12 protein-coding genes and 18 tRNA genes are annotated in these 16657 nt (G+C 36.7%); all 30 read right to left on the bottom strand.

Features of this window, described 5'->3' with window-relative positions; translation table 11 throughout:
* Window positions 1–50: 50 nt before the first annotated feature.
* Window positions 51–1313, bottom strand: a complete 1263-nt coding sequence (locus KORDIASMS9_RS02675; RefSeq protein WP_114901353.1) for a lanthionine synthetase LanC family protein — start codon at window positions 1311–1313, stop codon at window positions 51–53.
* Window positions 1306–2361, bottom strand: coding sequence for a T3SS effector HopA1 family protein (locus KORDIASMS9_RS02670; RefSeq protein WP_114901352.1), 1056 nt, complete (start codon window positions 2359–2361; stop codon window positions 1306–1308). The genes KORDIASMS9_RS02675 and KORDIASMS9_RS02670 overlap by 8 nt, the downstream gene beginning before the upstream one ends.
* A gap of 4 nt (window positions 2362–2365) precedes the next feature.
* The gene (locus KORDIASMS9_RS02665; RefSeq protein WP_162819733.1) at window positions 2366–3448 is read right to left on the bottom strand and encodes a phosphotransferase; all 1083 of its coding nucleotides are present in this window, start codon (window positions 3446–3448) and stop codon (window positions 2366–2368) included.
* A 94-nt stretch (window positions 3449–3542) separates the two neighbouring features.
* The gene (locus KORDIASMS9_RS02660) at window positions 3543–4850 is read right to left on the bottom strand and encodes a hypothetical protein (RefSeq protein WP_114901350.1); all 1308 of its coding nucleotides are present in this window, start codon (window positions 4848–4850) and stop codon (window positions 3543–3545) included.
* Between the two features lie 92 nt (window positions 4851–4942).
* Window positions 4943–5377, bottom strand: a complete 435-nt coding sequence (locus KORDIASMS9_RS02655; protein WP_114901349.1) for a hypothetical protein — start codon at window positions 5375–5377, stop codon at window positions 4943–4945.
* Between the two features lie 38 nt (window positions 5378–5415).
* Entirely contained in the window at window positions 5416–6942 is a 1527-nt protein-coding gene (locus KORDIASMS9_RS02650; protein WP_114901348.1) for a S53 family peptidase, read from the bottom strand.
* A gap of 348 nt (window positions 6943–7290) precedes the next feature.
* Window positions 7291–7731 carry a helix-turn-helix domain-containing protein gene (locus KORDIASMS9_RS02645; RefSeq protein WP_114901347.1) on the bottom strand — a complete coding sequence of 147 codons (441 nt, stop codon included), beginning with the start codon at window positions 7729–7731 and terminating at the stop codon, window positions 7291–7293.
* Between the two features lie 110 nt (window positions 7732–7841).
* Complete coding sequence (locus tag KORDIASMS9_RS02640; protein WP_114901346.1) at window positions 7842–8942, bottom strand: slipin family protein; 1101 nt, start codon at window positions 8940–8942, stop codon at window positions 7842–7844.
* A gap of 309 nt (window positions 8943–9251) precedes the next feature.
* Window positions 9252–9328: transfer RNA gene (locus tag KORDIASMS9_RS23045), tRNA-Lys, on the bottom strand.
* A 436-nt stretch (window positions 9329–9764) separates the two neighbouring features.
* A complete protein-coding gene (locus KORDIASMS9_RS02635) occupies window positions 9765–10250 on the bottom strand; it encodes a ribonuclease H-like YkuK family protein (protein WP_205318027.1) in 486 nt (161 codons plus the stop codon).
* Window positions 10251–10378: 128 nt separating this feature from the next.
* On the bottom strand, window positions 10379–11386 hold the full coding sequence (locus KORDIASMS9_RS02630; RefSeq protein ID WP_114901344.1) for an RNA ligase, Rnl2 family: 1008 nt from the start codon (window positions 11384–11386) through the stop codon (window positions 10379–10381).
* A 158-nt stretch (window positions 11387–11544) separates the two neighbouring features.
* Window positions 11545–11859 carry a hypothetical protein gene (locus KORDIASMS9_RS02625; RefSeq protein WP_114901343.1) on the bottom strand — a complete coding sequence of 105 codons (315 nt, stop codon included), beginning with the start codon at window positions 11857–11859 and terminating at the stop codon, window positions 11545–11547.
* Window positions 11860–11962: 103 nt separating this feature from the next.
* Window positions 11963–12089 (bottom strand) — tRNA-OTHER (locus KORDIASMS9_RS23040).
* Window positions 12090–12095: 6 nt separating this feature from the next.
* Window positions 12096–12166: transfer RNA gene (locus tag KORDIASMS9_RS02620), tRNA-His, on the bottom strand.
* Window positions 12167–12174: 8 nt separating this feature from the next.
* Window positions 12175–12247: transfer RNA gene (locus KORDIASMS9_RS02615), tRNA-Ile, on the bottom strand.
* 8 nt (window positions 12248–12255) lie between these two features.
* Window positions 12256–12350: transfer RNA gene (locus KORDIASMS9_RS23035), tRNA-Met, on the bottom strand.
* Between the two features lie 5 nt (window positions 12351–12355).
* Window positions 12356–12426 (bottom strand) — tRNA-Gln (locus tag KORDIASMS9_RS02610).
* A gap of 7 nt (window positions 12427–12433) precedes the next feature.
* Window positions 12434–12505: transfer RNA gene (locus KORDIASMS9_RS02605), tRNA-Arg, on the bottom strand.
* A 27-nt stretch (window positions 12506–12532) separates the two neighbouring features.
* Window positions 12533–12605 (bottom strand) — tRNA-Leu (locus KORDIASMS9_RS02600).
* Between the two features lie 6 nt (window positions 12606–12611).
* Window positions 12612–12683 (bottom strand) — tRNA-Glu (locus KORDIASMS9_RS02595).
* A gap of 91 nt (window positions 12684–12774) precedes the next feature.
* Window positions 12775–12847, bottom strand: a tRNA-Pro gene (locus KORDIASMS9_RS02590).
* Window positions 12848–12853: 6 nt separating this feature from the next.
* A tRNA-Asp gene (locus tag KORDIASMS9_RS02585) sits at window positions 12854–12925 on the bottom strand.
* 189 nt (window positions 12926–13114) lie between these two features.
* Window positions 13115–13186, bottom strand: a tRNA-Trp gene (locus tag KORDIASMS9_RS02580).
* A gap of 6 nt (window positions 13187–13192) precedes the next feature.
* Window positions 13193–13275, bottom strand: a tRNA-Tyr gene (locus KORDIASMS9_RS02575).
* Between the two features lie 48 nt (window positions 13276–13323).
* Window positions 13324–13396: transfer RNA gene (locus KORDIASMS9_RS02570), tRNA-Cys, on the bottom strand.
* Window positions 13397–13400: 4 nt separating this feature from the next.
* Window positions 13401–13472, bottom strand: a tRNA-Asn gene (locus KORDIASMS9_RS02565).
* A gap of 142 nt (window positions 13473–13614) precedes the next feature.
* Window positions 13615–13701, bottom strand: a tRNA-Ser gene (locus KORDIASMS9_RS23030).
* A gap of 10 nt (window positions 13702–13711) precedes the next feature.
* Window positions 13712–13798: transfer RNA gene (locus tag KORDIASMS9_RS23025), tRNA-Ser, on the bottom strand.
* 6 nt (window positions 13799–13804) lie between these two features.
* Window positions 13805–13879 (bottom strand) — tRNA-Lys (locus KORDIASMS9_RS02560).
* A 738-nt stretch (window positions 13880–14617) separates the two neighbouring features.
* Window positions 14618–16648: a hypothetical protein gene (locus KORDIASMS9_RS02555; protein WP_114901342.1), complete on the bottom strand. Its 2031-nt coding sequence runs from the start codon at window positions 16646–16648 to the stop codon at window positions 14618–14620.
* Between the last annotated feature and the right edge of the window lie 9 nt (window positions 16649–16657).

Genomic DNA, 16657 nt, shown 5'->3' with positions numbered 1-16657 from the left:
GGAAAAAAACCCTTGTTATGAAGTTTTGGTTGTAGGAATTATTTTTTATGTCAAGGCACCAACGCCGAAGGAACCATGATATCTGCCAAACGCAAGTAAAACATGCCTGTTCCTGAAAGTCCTAACATGAGTCCAGGATTTTCTTCTTGTCCGATGGTGAGTCCGCTAGGATCGTTCACGCCACTTGGAAATATCACACCTGTTGCATCGTAGTGTGCAATTCCGAAATCGCCTGCATTTTTGGCAATTTGCGCATATTCTGGATGATTTAGTATTTGACTTCCGTAGAGTAATATATCAGCATTTCCAGCCAATCCGTGACATAGTGAAAAGTTTGCTTTCGAGTTTATATTGATTTCTTGAATGACTGTTCTTTTGGTAGTTTCCAAAGCAACTTTCGCTTCCTGTAAAAAGTATTCATGCTTCGTCATTTCGTAGGCTTTTAGTTGCGCAATGGCAATTCCGGGTGCGCCGTGACACCACATAACGCCGTAGTTTAACGGTTTGGAACCATCATATTCACGTAAATCGGGCCAGTTTTGAGTTTGCTGATTGAACCATTGTTTCTCATAGTTGTATCCGCCCATAGCGGTATGCCAGTATTCCTCTTTCTTTGTGGTTGCATAGAGTTCCATCAATGCGGAAGCAATACCCGAAGCGCCATGCGAATAGCCTGTAAGTGCATTGGATTTGTCAACCGTCATCCATGAACAGATTTCACCTTGTCGGATCGCTTTTTTCAATAGAAATTGACCACATTTTTCAGCAATTTCCAAAAAGTCATTGTCTTGTTCGGCATAGTATAGTTTTAATAACACTGAGATGGATCCCGCAGCGCCAGAAATGATATCTACTTCATAATCGGCAATGTCTTTGTCTTTGACAGATTTTACTATGGAAAGTGCTTTGTCTACCAATTCCGCATTTGCTGATTTTTTCCCAATGCGCCACAGCGTATATCCCAATCCAATTTTTCCAGAGTAGTATCCGAAGTTGTTTACTTTGTCACCTTCTAAATTTGAATAGATGGTTTTTAAGGCACCATTTAAGGTGTGCAAAATGATTGTATCTTGCGTTTTATCATATAATTCTGCTAAAAATAAAGCAATTCCTGTGAGTCCGCTGTACAAATCAATGCTACACGCTTTGACAACCGTTTGGAATGTATCGCCAACGGGCGCCACTTCATGCCCAGTCCAGTTGCACATATCTTTATACCATAATGCTTCTTTGGCTAAGTACTTGCCAATATTGTGTGCCGTTTTTACATACATTTGTACGTCTGTTTTTTGGGTGGTTTCTATACTATTCATATGTTGGGAATGTTGGCGTTAATGCGGTGTGTTTGTTTAGGTGCAAACGATCGAGTGACATTCCTTTTCGCGATAAAGAATTGACCACTGTGTTGAACCTTTGTGTGGCATTTTGTTCTTGCAAGAATGCTTCTACCAACGCTTCTGCAATGGTAGATGAGCGACTCATTCCAAAACTTTGCCCTTTCCCAGGATCTTCTGCGTACCCAACACCTTTGTGAAGCTGTTTGGTAAACATCGGAATTTCGTCTACAAGATACGGTTCTAAATTCGGAATGACACTTTGTAAAATGATGGAAACTAATTGCACGTGTTTTTTACTTACATATAAAACGGCGGAGTCGGATCGGACATACAACTCAGGGTGATTTAAGCATTTGAATTGAAATGGAATTTTATAATCATTCAACGTTGTTGTGAGCAAGTTGACGAGTTTGGCAGCGCCTTCTGGCGAAACGTTCCAGTAGAATCTTCCAATTTCGACTTCCTGCGGAAACATTTCATTGCTAAACACATGATAAAATACAGGTTGAAGGTTTCTGTTTTCTTTTTGACGTGTTAGATTTACTTTCGTATTCACGATTGCTTGTTTTTGCTGCGGATTTACAAATTGAAATCCGTTCGGTTGTAACCAACGCAATTCGCCGTTTTTTTGAACGTATGCGCTTCCTGTTTTGGCGTCAATATTGTAAATATTCCAATGATAGTCGAGTCCATTAACGGAAGTATTTGCCTGCGAAAGTTGATTCATAAATTCATCTCGTTCCACTTTTGGTGGAATTTTTGACGTATGATTGCCATTTTGAATTCCACAATAGAATTTAGCGTAAATCGTATTGGTAAGTGCGTTGGTTAAGTTGGTGCGCTGTTGCTGTGAATCTACAGTGGCATTGCTTCCAAACGATTTAAAATCTTCTGCAAAGGTTTGATACGGCATTTGATTTTGCACATATTCTTCTTCACCATGTACTTTATACGTGGTTAACGAAGTAATTTCAATAGCATCTATAATTTGACGTACTTGTTTTGTATGTGTGTTGTTTTTCATGGTTTTAGTCTATTAAATTCCATTGTTTTGCAATTCCTTCAACATCTGCTAAAATATGATTGCAGAATTGTAGGATACGTGCCGAATTCGGATACATTTGTTGTTGTTGCGCCATATTGTTTTCAAAAGCAGTTTGTATCATGCGAGCTGCCATGTAGGAAAGTGTTTTGAGTAACTTTTCTCTAGCTTCGGTAGCTGTAAATTTTTGAGCAGATGCATAGGTTTCCCAAAGCAATTTTACAACTGGTGTGATGGTTTCTACCGATAAAAACTCCGTACCAGGCATTTGTTGATGATCCTGTATGTTTTGATTGTTAAAACTTAAAACCCAAGCACAGAAATACGATTGAAAAACTCCGGCTACATCCCATAGTGGATCGCCTAAATCGGCAATTTCCCAATCAATGAGTTTTACCTCTTCATTATTTGGCATTACGATGAAATTCATCCACTTAATATCTCCATGAATCAAGCTTGAAGTTTCCCACTGCGAAGCCACTTTGTCCATGCGTTTCACCAAATCTTGATGTTTGTGAATTTCTGCAATGACAGCATTATTAATACTTTGGGAGTTGTTGTTTAGTAGTTGATTTGTGTTTAAAATCCACGGAATTTGTTTACTGAAGAATTGAAGCGAACTATTATTTTTAATCTCTTTTGTAATATCAAAATGAAACGAAGCTAATATATGCGCCATTTTTACTGCGTGTGATTCTGATAATTTTTTATCACGATAAACAACTTCGTGTATGTTTTTGGTGTTTGCAAAATATTCCGTGACTAAAATGTTATGATACGGATCGTACCCGTAATATTCAGGAATATGTGTTGCGGTTTCTTTATATAAATCTGATTGATGAATTAAATAGTGACTTGTGGCATCTTTCTGCATCAAGTAGCTATTTGTAGCATCTTGCGCGATGAGTTGCTTAACAAATAATCCTTTGTCTTGTTGTTGTTGAATTTTAAAGATGGAGTTTCTACTTTGAGTTTGCGTAAGCATATACTCTCCTGACATAAAGGATGTAGGTTCTAAAAATCCTTTGTCTAGTAGGTAATGAGTGATGTTTTTTTTCGTTAAGCGCATAAAAATAGTTTTTTGAGTTTTGAAAGCTGCCTGCAATGTACAGGCAGCTTTATACTACTAAAAAATAGCTGTATCTATTGTAGATAAGCTATCATTAACATACTGGCCAAGCTCCTGTACAACTACGTGTAGGAATACAGTCTGCTACAGGAATACTATGAATTTGTGCCTGAGCATTTCCTCCATTATGACATCCTTCATATCCAGTACATCCTAAAAGATGTGTTGGTCCGCATCCAATTTGTGTACATACCGTAGCTTCTGTTCCATGCTGTCCACAACCTTCATACGCTGTATGACCAAGAGTCTGTGCCTGTGCATCGCCGCCTGGGCAAACTGTAGCTGGAGGCGTTCCTGTTGGAGTTAGGCAACCTTCGTAACCTGTACAACCTAAAAGGTGTGTTGGTCCGCCACAATCAATTTGTGTGCAAACAGTAGCAAGCGTGTTTTGTTGGTGACAACCTTCCCATCCTGTTGGTCCTACGTTTTGTGCTTGTGCATTACCACCTGGGCAAACTGTAGCTGGAGGCGTTCCTGTTGGAGTTAAACATCCTAGATAACCAGTTGGTCCTACAACTGTGCAACCATGCCATCCCGTAACACCGATTGTTTGTGCTTGTGCATTACCACCTGGGCAAACTGTAGCTGGAGGTGTTCCTGTTGGTGTTAGACAACCTTGGTAACCTGTCGGTCCTACAACTGTACATCCTTGTGTTCCTGTTGGTCCAACCACAGTGCATCCATGCCATCCAGTAATACCAATAGTTTGTGCTTGTGCAGCCTGTGGAGCTGTCGTAATTGTGCATGCAATAGCTGTTGCACAAATGGCAGATGGACGTGGAACAGTTTGTGCTTGTGCATGACCACCAATTGTTACACATGGCGTAATAGCCGTACATCCTACTGTATGAGGTACGCATGCTGGAGGTAATGTTGGCGGTAAAATAGTTTGCGCTTGTGCATTTCCACCTTGTGGACAAGGTAAAGTAGGACAAGGTGTAATAGCTGTACATCCAATAGTGTTAGGTACATTAGCTTGTGCTTGCGCATGTGTTACTACTGTTGTTGTAACTGTAATACATCCAATAGTTGGAGGTAAAATAGTTTGTGGTTGTGTACAGCCTTGTGTTCCTGTTGGTCCAACTACTGTACATCCATACGTTCCAGTAGGTCCAACACAATGACCTGGTTGCGTACAACCTTGCGTTCCCGTAGGTCCAATTAAGCAATGTGGTGGCGCAGTAGCTACTGTACAACCTTGCGTTCCTGTTGGGCCTAAACAATGACCTGGTTGTGTACAACCGAATGTCCCCGTAGGTCCAACATTCTGTGCATGTGCACCACCTTGACCACATGTTACTGTGATAGGCGGAATTCCACATCCGTGAAAAAATGTAAACATAATAATTTAAGTTAAAGGTTAATAATATGATTTTTAAAATCTTACGATTTTGGAAATTGATAGTTGCTTATCAATTTTGGGTATGATCTCTTTTACTGTTCGCATTTTCCGCATCCACAAACTGGTGCATAAGGGTTTTGTGGTTTTGGTTGGGTATTTCCTTGAACAGTGTTTGCATATTGTTGATAAATGTCTCCTTGGAAAAATTGTTCAGCATGTTGTTGTGCTTGTATGTTTGCTACTGCCTGTGCTGGTGTTGCGTTTCCTTGTATGTACTTAGCTGCATTTTTAACCCAAATGACTGTTCCACCAATAGGATTGTGCGACTTGTTCACTTTTGCATGGTGAATGATATCTTCATCGTTAATAACTACTGATGTTTTCAAAGAAGGATCTAGGTAGAATTTGATGTTGTTTTCTGCTGTTCCTGGAGCCACAAAACCATAGATCATTAGCATATCGTCTATTTTTTTACCATCTATAGTGAGACGTTTAGGAAGTTCATCTAATGCCAATTTTTTAGTCATAATTTTGAGTTTTAGGTGAGTAATGATTTTGCTAAATCTTATTCTAAACTATCAATGGAATGCATTAGTTCTTTTCCATCAGGCGTGCCTAATCCTGTACATGGATTCCATCCTTCCGAGGCAACATAGAGGTTGTTGTTTCCTTCTAAAATTTGATGAAATGACGAAGAACCCATTAACTCATATAAGTATGGATTTATAAATCCTAATCGGTATCCTAAGTTTTGATTCATACGCCCGATTAGAGCAGCCCAAAGTGGTGTTGCTAAACTGGTTCCGCCAACTTTAACCCATTGACCTTGAAAAACAATACTATAGCCCGAAGCATCTGCCGCATTTGCAGCAATGTCTGGAATTCCTCTTCCGCCAGCTTGATGGTAAGATGCAAATTTTGGAAATTTTTGAATGTATTCTTGTGAAGATTTTATTTGATATTGTTGTTGGGAAATACGCTGACTGAATCCGCCACCAGATCCTATTTGCGATTGTTGCGTAGATTCGTTCCATACAACTTCTGCTGCAATTTTATCATCTGTAATATAGGTTTGTGTTCCGCCACAAGCGAGTACATACGGAGAGTTTACAGGCACATTTACATTTGCATATGCTTTGTTGTTTAAAGCACCATTATCGCCCGAAGCGCCCACTACAGTAATTCCTTTTAAGGAAGCTTCATGAAAAACATTGTTGAGTTCTATAATTTCTTGTTGCGCATATCCCAATTCAGATCCTGCCCAACTGATGGAAATGACGGTTAGTTTGTTTTCAGTATCTGCCAATGCTGCTTTCATTGCTTCTAAGATGGTAGTTCCGTAATAGATGACAAACTTTGCTTTTGGCGCTAAGATTCCAGCTACTTGAATGTCTGCAGTTACTTCTACGTTATCATTTACGGGAGTTGTAGTTGGTTTGCCCACAATTTGAATTTCTGGAATTGGCGTGTTGTATTCTGCAAAGAATTTTTCCAAGTCGCTTTGCTGTACTTCTCCACCTAATTCTATAATTCCTATGGTTTGTCCTTCGCCATCACCATCAGGGAAGTTGTAGCTTTCTGCAATTTCTAAGACGCTGTATCCGTGTGCAGGTTCTTGAATTGGAATTTGGCGTCCACGACCTACGCGTTGTTCTTGATTACTTTTTACAAAGCCTGTTTTTTGTGTAGGATCTGTAATGTCTTCGGCTTTTGCATGTTGATCTTCACCAAGTACTTCCATGTGAATATCTCCTTGTGAACTTAGAAATTGAAGCGTATCAAGGGTAACAGGATTATTTTGGTCAGCAATATCTTCTGAGTTTATTTTGATCGTAATTTTACGAGCTTTTTCATTGAAATCTACTTCCCAGTTCTGAGCTTGTGCATGTTCAATAATGTCGTTGGCATCATTTTTACTAGGAGCAAAAATTTCTGAATGCGCTGAGTTTGAGAGGTATTTTCGATCTCTAGGGTGTTTGGCAATAGCATTGTCAATCATTCCCTTTTGTCGCTCTGTCACTTCGTTGATTGGGACATAGACTTTGATTTCGATTGTATCAGTTTGCGGTGTGTTTTCTTGGCTAGATTCCATACAGTGTTGAGGTTGATTAGAGTGTATCAAAGTTCTACAATACACCTATTATATAGATGCGTAGTTTTACTTGATTTTCAGATTGAGTATTATCACTTTTGAATGCAGGAAAAGTATTTGCTGATGATTTAGTGATTTTTTTGAAACGATTTTTGTAGTTGATTATCAGATAATTATTACAAAAAAATAGCTTTTGCATTGACAAAACCTACTTGTGTTTTTTTGGGAAGAAGAAAAATATACTTATGAGTTTGGCTTAAAAAGAAAAGCTCCAATATTTACGTTTTTTATAAATAAAGGAGCTCATCCATACAAGAAAAGTGTCAGATAAAAAATGTTATTTCCTATTTATGGCAAGCTATTTAAATAGACAGAAGGATTGACTCCTGTATACTTTTTAAATGCTTTTGCGAAGGATTCTGTATTGCCAAATCCTAACTTTTTTGCTAGTGATTTTACGGTTACTTTTTTTAACGAATCATCGTTTTCCAATGCTTTTAGTAAGTAGGAAATACGCAAATCGTTGATGTAGGAACTATAGTTCTTCTGATATTGATCATTGATGATTCTTGATAAATATTTAGGATTTGTTTTTAGTTTTTTTGCCAATTTATGTAACGTCATTGGTTTTAAAAACCCTTTTGTTTGCTCAAAATGAGACAATCGCTCCATAACATTTAACACAATTTCATCACTTATTTTTAGTGTATTTGCTTTGGGTTTTTCATTCTCTTTTTCCGAAAAAAAAGAAGAAAAAAAGTATGTAATTTTTTGTAATAGGCGTGACATTTTAATGGTATTAACATAGTTAGCTTTTTAAATAAAAGTAGTCTCACAACTACGTTGGTAGCGCAGTCGTGAGACCGAAATAAAAACATAGTGATTATGTTTCTTGATGCTTATTTGTTGACAGAAAAGATGTCTTTTAATTGCTTTACCACGCCGCCGTTTCCAGCAACCGTGATTTCGCCAATTTTATCTGCGATTTTCTCCACATATTCCATCTCTTTCAACTGATACAACATTGCGTTTTCTTCCATCAATTTTGCGGTGTTGAGCAAACTTCTTGTGGAAGCCGTTTCTTCACGTCGTGTAATGATGTTTGCTTGTGCTTTTTTCTGTGCGATTAAAACCTGATTCATGATATCTTTCATTTCTCCTGTTAAAATCACATCGCGAATACCACAATACAAAACGTTGATTCCTAAGTTTTCTGCGGCATCTTTTGTGTTTTCAAAAACGGCATTGGCAATGTCTTCTTTCTGATCCAACAATTCATCCAATGTATAGTTTCCAACAAAAGCGCGAAGCTTCAACTGCATAGCAATGTATAGTTGCTTCTCAAAGTCTTTGTTGTCTAAAATTGCTTTTTTAACATCAGTAACTTTGTATTGTGTGTAAAAGTTGATTCGAATTGCGGCTTTATCTTTTGTTAACAATTCTTGTCCTGCAATTTCCAATTGTAACTGACGCATATCTACTTTTGAAATTTTAATATTAGTGGCATTTCGCCAAAAATGATAGATTCCTGAGGTTAGAATTTTTTCAAATTTGTCATCAATCAATAAAATTGCTTTTTCGTATTCTAAGACTTCAAACGTTCGTATATACTTTGTTAATTTATAATCGTTTAGCAAGTTTTTATCGTTGATTTCTGTAATTGCTGTTGTATTCAAGTCAACTCGTGTAAACGTTCGTTCTACTAAACCTTTCCAATACAAATGTTGTCCAGCTTCTAAAACTGTTTTAAAGTTTCCTCTTTCAAAAAGCAACACAATTTCGTTGTCTTTAATGTCGATTACGTCTAACATGTTTGTCAAGGTGACATCTTGCAGTAAAATTTCACTCGCTACTGACGCATGAAACTTTTCTGTAATATTATAGATCAATACATGCTGGCGGAAGCCTAACCAATAGGTGCCTTCTGTCAAAACTTTTTGGTAGTTTCCATTTTTGAAAACCAACCCTACTTTTCCAGTGTGAATTCGTACTCGTTTCATGATTTCTATTCTAATTTTGTGCCATTACTGGCGATTCTACTTTGTTTTAAAAACGACGTACATGTATCATTTCTGGTTCACGGAGATAAAAGATTTTACTCATGTTCACTTGTTCTTTTTTGAGGATGGAATCGCACCAAAACACAACAAAAGCTATATTTTTAGTTTGATCTGATCTTCAAGAAATTCCAGTTGCGATCAGTAAGCACTTTTTATGTCGAAGTGACTTCAAAATTGCTGTTCGTTTCTTGTGAAACTTCAGCAGATACACGCAACATCGTTTTCGTCAAATTTAACAGCGTGACAGGCTGGTGATTTTTTTAGAAGAAATCGAACTTCAATCTACATTAAAAGTGTAGTACTCTACCAATTGAGTTACAATAGCCGCCCTTTCGGAACTACTGACCGGACTCGAACCGGCAACATCCAAAAACATTGTTCTAACCGCTGAACTATCTCTTGCGAGAATGGGATTCGAACCCATGACCCATGTTTCTCTATGGAGGATTATATTTGGCTATAACCCGAAGCCTCCAAGTCGAGTTGCATATAAAAGCATGATACACATTGTGCAACGTTTTATACAATGGTGCTATATAGAAACACGCAACAAGACTCGCTTGATATTTTTAACTCGATAATCGAGATTTTATACTTTTTTATTAAACCTCGCTACCATCAACGTGTAGCGAGGATGATTAACTGCATAAACAGTATATTGATTAGCAACTGTTTTTCTTTCGGGAACAAATATTTTACAGTACTACGCATTCATTTTGCGCAGTTAAAATATTCATTAAAAAAGAAGAGATATAATGTTATTTAGACAATACTATCTGCACAAGAAGAACTTGCGAAAGCATACGGTTTTGCCTTGAATGCAAAGCCCATTCCTATGATATATCCCATCGCTTCTTTAAGTGCCACATTTGATTCAAATTTTGAGTCTGTATTGATATCTGCATGAACTTCCAATTCAATATTGTATTTTTCCAATAGGTCACAAATGCGGTAGGCTGTTTCTACGGATAGTGCTACCTCTCTTAGCATACGCTCTTTTAGTCCTATTTTAGTGGTTCCTTTTTCGTTTTTGATAAACATAAAACCACCTTTTCCTTTTCTAAGAATCACTATGACAGTACCATAGTTTACATGTGTTTTATAGGCTTGTGAATCCGAACCCACATAGATTTTCAATCTGTGACCAGCTTTTTGTTCTTTTACAATGGCATTCTCAACAAGTGTAGTTATGGGTTCATTGAACACTTTGCCTGAAAAGTTTCGCCACTTGTTCATTGTTATTTTCATCTGTTTAATTTTATATCAAGTTAACTACAGCCAACAGTTTTGGTTTGCGGCTGTTTTTACTTGAACACATTGTTTGTATCTTTTATAAAGACTGTCCAAGAATAGAAGCTTGGACAGTCATTTCTACATTACCTAAAAAGAAGTACTTTTTTTACGACAGTAACTGCTTCTTTGTTCAGTATTTTTGTTAATACTTTTTGATGCTCTTTTTGTACGTTATTCCAATCATTTTCATGATCTTTTACAAAATCTTCTAGTGCATCTTTGGCAAGCAATCCGATCGTTTTTCCCGTTTGTTTTGGTGAAAACTCTCCAAGCTTACTTTGTACATTCATCAAACGATTTTCGTTCACGTAGCCCAAAAGCGTGTGCATCAATTCTTTTTCAGTATGTGAAAGCATTCCTATTGCACTTGGCTTTGAAACTCTTGATCGTTTTTCATGTGACTTTTCAGACCATTTTTCGTTTTTGTTTTTGAAAATAACACGTTGTCCATTTCCAAAACGCTTGCTAGTTAATGGTTTGATGATGGTTCCTTCACAAACATTGTCTTCAATCTTTGGAAGATGTAGCCATTCATGAACTTTTGATTCAAATGCATTTGGATATGCCATACATTCGCTAAAGGTTCCTGCAAAAAGTGTTTTTGCATACAACATTCCTGTTGCTTCAAAGTATGTGTTCGCGATGGTAACATCAAGATATTGCGTGTGATTGATACAAATATCAAACGCGTAAAAGTCATTTTCTGGACTGTAAAAAACACCTTTTTGAATGCGAACCATTCCATCGATCTTTTCTACCTCCGCATGCGGATAGCTTCCTCCGAAAATTTCACCAAAAACAGTGATCATTTCTGTTTCTGGAAAATCGTTCTTTACACGTTTGAAAAGCCCTGTAATTGCTTTTTCATATTTGTGTAAAACATATCTGTGATTGTTGAAGTTTTCATCTTCTGCAATTAGACATGTACGTTTGGCAACTCTAATTGTATCTCCATCCGTAATGAAAGAAAAATTAGCGCCATGTACTTTTTCTTGTACCACAAATACATCGTTTCCATACCCGTGAAGATATACTTGTTCGGTTGCCTTTTCACGGTAGGTATTTTCGATACTATTATATTTTTTAAACATGATTTCTTTTTTGTTTTTTTAGAATTTCCTAAAAAGTTGGATTTTCGTCAAGCCGAACTTGATTCGGTTTCTCATCATAAATTGAAAATTAGTAGAGTGAGATTCTGAATCAAGTTCAGAATGACGTTTTTAAATCTTTTCAGATTACTTTTTTATTATTAAATTTTATCTTCATACAATCGATCTCTGCGATCAATTTCTCCGAAAGGACTTCCTTTGAATGTGGAAATATTTTGAAAACCATTCTCCTTAGTAATCAGAGAATCTTCTGGCAAAACGGCGCCTCTTCTTTTAGTTCCATAATCTCCCGTCAATTTATTTGTAGCTGGATCTACATCGCCCCATAAAATAGCAGGCTTTCCAGTAGCTATTGGTTCTACAAAATAGGTGACTCCTGTTCTTTTTGAAGTCACAAGGAATCTTCCTGAATCTTCAGTTCTGTAAAAGAACCTTTGTAATACATCTGGTCTCATGACTGTTTGTTTTTATTAATTTTTAATTTGAGAAATGGCAAGACTTTACTTGCATCTTCGAGATACTAGCTCGCTATTTTAATTTTAAACTACATTTCTTTTGTGGAATAAATAGGATTCGAACCTATATCTCTGGGTTTATCTCATAGAATTCTATTTTATTAAATAGGTTTCGATGAATTCGTAAACTCATTTCAATCCATCGCATTGACCAACTCTGTCATTATTCCTGGTTGGGTGACTTCGGGGATCGAACCCTGTTCCTCTCATTCACAGTGAGGCGTTTTACCAAATAAACTAAAGTCACCATTTTTGTAGTGATAGAAAGATTTGAACTTTCATCTGCCAACTTATCAGATTGACGCTTTACCAGTTAAGCTATATCACTATTTTTAGTGGCGATAGAAATCTTAGATACTGAATCAAGTTCAGTACAGGCATTTCAACTTCTGGCTTATGAGACCAGTGCTTTACCAATTAAGCTATATCGCTATAGTAGATCTGAGAGGAACCGAACCTCTTCCCCGAGAGTCAAAGTCTCGTGTGCTAACCGTTACACCACAGATCAATATTGTAAGTCTAATAGGATTCGAACCTATACTCTTGGCTTCGTAGGCCAATGTGCTATCCATTACACCATAAACTTGTTGCACTCCTTTCAAGATTGCGTTTGTACAGAGAGAGAGATTCGAACTCTCAAAAAACTGCTTCTAAGACAGCTGCGTATGCCATTCCGCCACCTCTGCATTTTGTACTCCGTAAGAGAATCGAACTCTTATTATCTGCTCGAAAGGCAGGTGTCCTAGCCATTAGACGAACGGAGCATTTTATTTGTTTCAGAAGCAGGATTTGCAAAGTGTTCCTGCTATGCCTCACTGCAAATCAAATTCAAGCAAGCTTGCTTTGATTTAGTCGTCTGGGAAGCAGGATTCGAACCTACATCCTCTCGCGTCCAAGGCGAGTAAACAGCCAATTGTTCTATTCCCAGATTTTGCAGTACCGACGGGATTCGAACCCGCAACTTCTCGAGAGACAGTCGAGCACTCTACCGTTGAGTCACGATACTATTTGTATAGCTACTAAGATTAGTTCGTTTTGTTCTTATCTTAATAAATAGGAACTCATGAATGCAAAGCATTTCGAACTTAGACTATGAGGTTAGAAATGTTTTCACATTCACGAACTGCTTAATCTATAATGAATAACATGTGAGCTAAATCTCATGTGCTATCCATTACACCATAGCTATATTTTGCACGCCCGCAAGGATTTGAACCTCAACCGTACGTTTTGGAGACGTACATGCTACCAGTTACACCACAAGCGTGTGTTGTGGAAGTAGTAGGACTCGAACCTACACGCTCCGAAGAGACCAGATTTACAGTCTGGCAAGCCAACCAATTTCTCAACACTTCCAAGTAAATTATATACTATTCAAACAAGTTTGATACTACATAATCATTGAGACAAGGATGAGATTCGAACTCATACAAAACAGTTTTGCAGACTGCTGCCTTTGCCATTCAGCCACCTTGTCGTTGCGATATCGGAAGGATTCGAACCTTCAACCTCAGACTTAACAGGTCTTTGCTCTGCCATTGAGCTATAATATCATGTTGTGGAGATACGGAGACTTGCACTCCGTGCTGCGAGAAGCAAATAAGCTTGCGAATTCAATGAGACCATAATATCAAATAGGTATCATCGAGTTAAACCCACTGTTTTAGCTTGGTAAACTATATCCCCAATATGTTGCGGAGCGCAAAGGAATTGAACCTTCACCGCGGTTAAACGGACTTGATTAGCAGTCAAGCGTAACGAACCAATATTTACCTACACTCCAAATTAGTTGCGGAAGAAGTGGGAGTCGAACCCACACGAGTCATTAACTCCGAACGGTTTTCAAGACCGTGGCCACCGCCAATTGGCTTGCTCTTCCTTTTTGTTGACGCAGTGAGGTTCGAACTCACGACCTTGACGTTAAAAGCGCCTCTGGGCTAACCAACTAAGCTATGCATCATTTTTTGTTAAATAAAAACCATAAAAAAAGCATCTCTTTTTTGGGAGATGCTTTTATAAAGTTTCTATATAGTTACGATCATAGTAACGTATCTTTATCATACTCCCATTTTTTTCTATACATAAAATCTCCCTTCTGTTCCCAAACAAACAAGCTGCAATTTTCCAGTGATCGGAGAATGTTTGCTAAGGCGGATATGTGATGTATCGTATATTTCATGATGTTTTTTATATTGTCGTTTTTTGTTTTTGACGTTGCAAATATGAAAACGATTTTTTGATTACACAAATTTTTTTAAATTTATTTTATTGATAATCAAGTAGTTATGTTTAGATTTAGATATGGGAATTCCTGTCCGTTATGCAACGGATATTGAACTTTTTGCCAACTGTCTGTCTCTCAATTGCTTTTTGTTTCAACCTTTTATGTTTCTATTTGATTATGCTTTGAACATTTTTTAATTTTTTTTCATAAAAAAAGCGCCCAATTCCTTGGACGCTTTACTATTTGTATAATTTTTGTGTTATTTCATCATAAACTTCACTGATAAAAATGTACATAAAGCGTCTCGTTTCGCCAAAATGGTTCAACCATTCCGCGATTTGTGTCCTGACTTTTCAGGCAAATTGAGGCTATATGTAAATAGTTTTTTGTCATTAGTGTGGCAAATATGTCATTTTTATAGGGTTTCTTCCAAATTTTGGGTGTTATTTATAATTATTCTAACCCTATTGATATCTAGGATTCTGCAACAAGCAGGCCAAAATATTCTTCTTTGGTTAAGGCTCTAATTGTTCCTTCAGGTCGTACATTTCGTTTCATTTCACATAATAAAATATCTCCTTGACGCTTTAGACAAGAAATATATGGAATCACATTTTCATGCACGCGAAATGTAGAAGCAATCGCAGAAAGTGGATCATTCTTGTATGCTTCTTCAATCCAAATCCAATGTTCTTGATGGGTAGAAGTACACCAACATTTTACAGCATAACGCAATTGTTTTTCTCCGCGCCAAGATCTAAAGTGTTCCACTTTGTTAAAATCGGCTTCGTAAATTTCAAAAACGTTGTGTTTTTGCACCATTTTTTTATTTCCTAATTCATCATATTGAATATGATTGACTTCAATTCCTTCTGTAGCAATTCGTTTTGCTTTTAGTTTTTGCATAAAAGTGTCTACACCAACATAGTTAAACGCAAATCTTCGCAAAGAAAAGTCATGAAGTTGAAATATATCTTCATACGTTAATGGCGTAACCTTTTTCCATTTCTTTTTGATGGAACGAATTATTTCATCAAAAGACGGATTGCTTTCATACTTCCATTCGCGAGTCACTTCACGTGTGTAAAAATTATCAAAAGAAATATGACGCATTTTTAAAATAGCAATTAGTCTTTGTATAGGTAATTTATCTTCACTTAAACTATTCCATATTGAGAAAGATTCCTTTGAGATGATGAATTTTGTATTTCGATTTTCTATAGTATGAAAAAAATGATCAATAACTAGATGTTCAGTATTGTCTTGATACATCATTGTTCCTACTTTTTGCAGACTTGGAAGTCGTTCTCTAATTCGAGAATTTTGTTGTTCACCAATATCTAAGGTATCTATATACGTTAATTTTGGTGCTGTTGCAGCAGAGATGTTTTTTAACATTCTTATGTTGCAAACACCTTTTACTTCTTCTAATTTAGGAAATGAGCAGAATTCATCAAACGTTATTTTTCCACCTATATATTTTAGACTTTTGAATTCATGCTTAATTTTTGGATCATTATAATTGCGTTGGCTTAAAGATAAATCTCCCTGAATAAAAAGTAAATTCGGAATATCAATTTTGGAACCGATACCACAATGTTTTCCAATTTTATAGAGTGATTTTGCACTTAGGTAACTTTCTTGGTGCGTTACGAGTTTCTTTGTTGTTTCTGTGAGCGCATCACAAACCATTTTTGATTTTTCTCTTACAATTAGCGCTCCCGTTTTAAGAAGTTTTCTAAAAGAAGCTTTTCCTTTTTGAATTTCAATTCTATCGTTAACGTTTTCAACATCAATATTTATAGGTTTTGTTGTGTTGATTTCACAGCTTCCATGAATTGTTTTAAGCTTGGGACTTTCAAAAAGACTTGCTGCTTTTCCACTTTCAATGTCATCAAAATTTAAGCTTGGTTTTGCTGTATAATTACTGAATTTATCAGAGATTTCAAGTGTGAAATCACCATAAATTGTTTCTAAGTTAGGACAGTTTACTTTTGCATTGATAGTTTTCAAGTTTCCATAAATTACATGACTACGCAAAGTAACATTACAATTTTCTATACTAAGATTGTATAATTCGCCTTGTTCCAAGATATCTAAATCCTTTTGAAAAAGAACACGTTGCCATTTTTTTGGGATACAACTTTTTGGCACATTGGATTTTCCCGTGATTATTTTGAGTTTGGGTAATTCTACAGGATGATGTTGTTTAAAATCACCTAATATTTTGCTTAATTCAGGAAGTAAAATATCATTCCCATGAATGTTCAAATTTCCTTGAATTTCTGTGAGTTTTGGCAATTCCGCTTTATGCGCATCTAAAGAAACCAATCCGAAAACGGTTGTTAAGTTTGGAAATTTACAACCAACAGCGCGTACGTACAATTCGCCACTCATTTCCTGAATGGGGATTACAGCATTTTTTAGATATATTTCTAATCGAATAGTATCCGTTTCCGTGATTTTTGAAATATCTTCTTCAGTATGTATTTTTATGGTTTTCACGATCCTAAA

The sequence above is a fragment of the Kordia sp. SMS9 genome, assembly GCF_003352465.1.
In the GTDB taxonomy this organism is placed as follows: domain Bacteria; phylum Bacteroidota; class Bacteroidia; order Flavobacteriales; family Flavobacteriaceae; genus Kordia.
Note: the sequence above shows the minus strand (reverse complement) of the source record. Positions and strands in the feature narration are given on the sequence as shown.

Excerpts from the sequence above, each read along its gene's own strand:
- KORDIASMS9_RS02635 (WP_205318027.1), bottom strand. The coding sequence starts at position 10,250 with ATGAAAATAACAATGAACAAGTGGCGAAACTTTTCAGGCAAAGTGTTC.
- KORDIASMS9_RS02640 (WP_114901346.1), bottom strand. The coding sequence starts at position 8,942 with ATGAAACGAGTACGAATTCACACTGGAAAAGTAGGGTTGGTTTTCAAA.
- KORDIASMS9_RS02675 (WP_114901353.1), bottom strand. The coding sequence starts at position 1,313 with ATGAATAGTATAGAAACCACCCAAAAAACAGACGTACAAATGTATGTA.
- KORDIASMS9_RS02630 (WP_114901344.1), bottom strand. The coding sequence starts at position 11,386 with ATGTTTAAAAAATATAATAGTATCGAAAATACCTACCGTGAAAAGGCA.
- KORDIASMS9_RS02670 (WP_114901352.1), bottom strand. The coding sequence starts at position 2,361 with ATGAAAAACAACACACATACAAAACAAGTACGTCAAATTATAGATGCT.
- KORDIASMS9_RS02665 (WP_162819733.1), bottom strand. The coding sequence starts at position 3,448 with ATGCGCTTAACGAAAAAAAACATCACTCATTACCTACTAGACAAAGGA.
- KORDIASMS9_RS02655 (WP_114901349.1), bottom strand. The coding sequence starts at position 5,377 with ATGACTAAAAAATTGGCATTAGATGAACTTCCTAAACGTCTCACTATA.
- KORDIASMS9_RS02660 (WP_114901350.1), bottom strand. The coding sequence starts at position 4,850 with ATGTTTACATTTTTTCACGGATGTGGAATTCCGCCTATCACAGTAACA.
- KORDIASMS9_RS02645 (WP_114901347.1), bottom strand. The coding sequence starts at position 7,731 with ATGTCACGCCTATTACAAAAAATTACATACTTTTTTTCTTCTTTTTTT.
- KORDIASMS9_RS02625 (WP_114901343.1), bottom strand. The coding sequence starts at position 11,859 with ATGAGACCAGATGTATTACAAAGGTTCTTTTACAGAACTGAAGATTCA.
- KORDIASMS9_RS02650 (WP_114901348.1), bottom strand. The coding sequence starts at position 6,942 with ATGGAATCTAGCCAAGAAAACACACCGCAAACTGATACAATCGAAATC.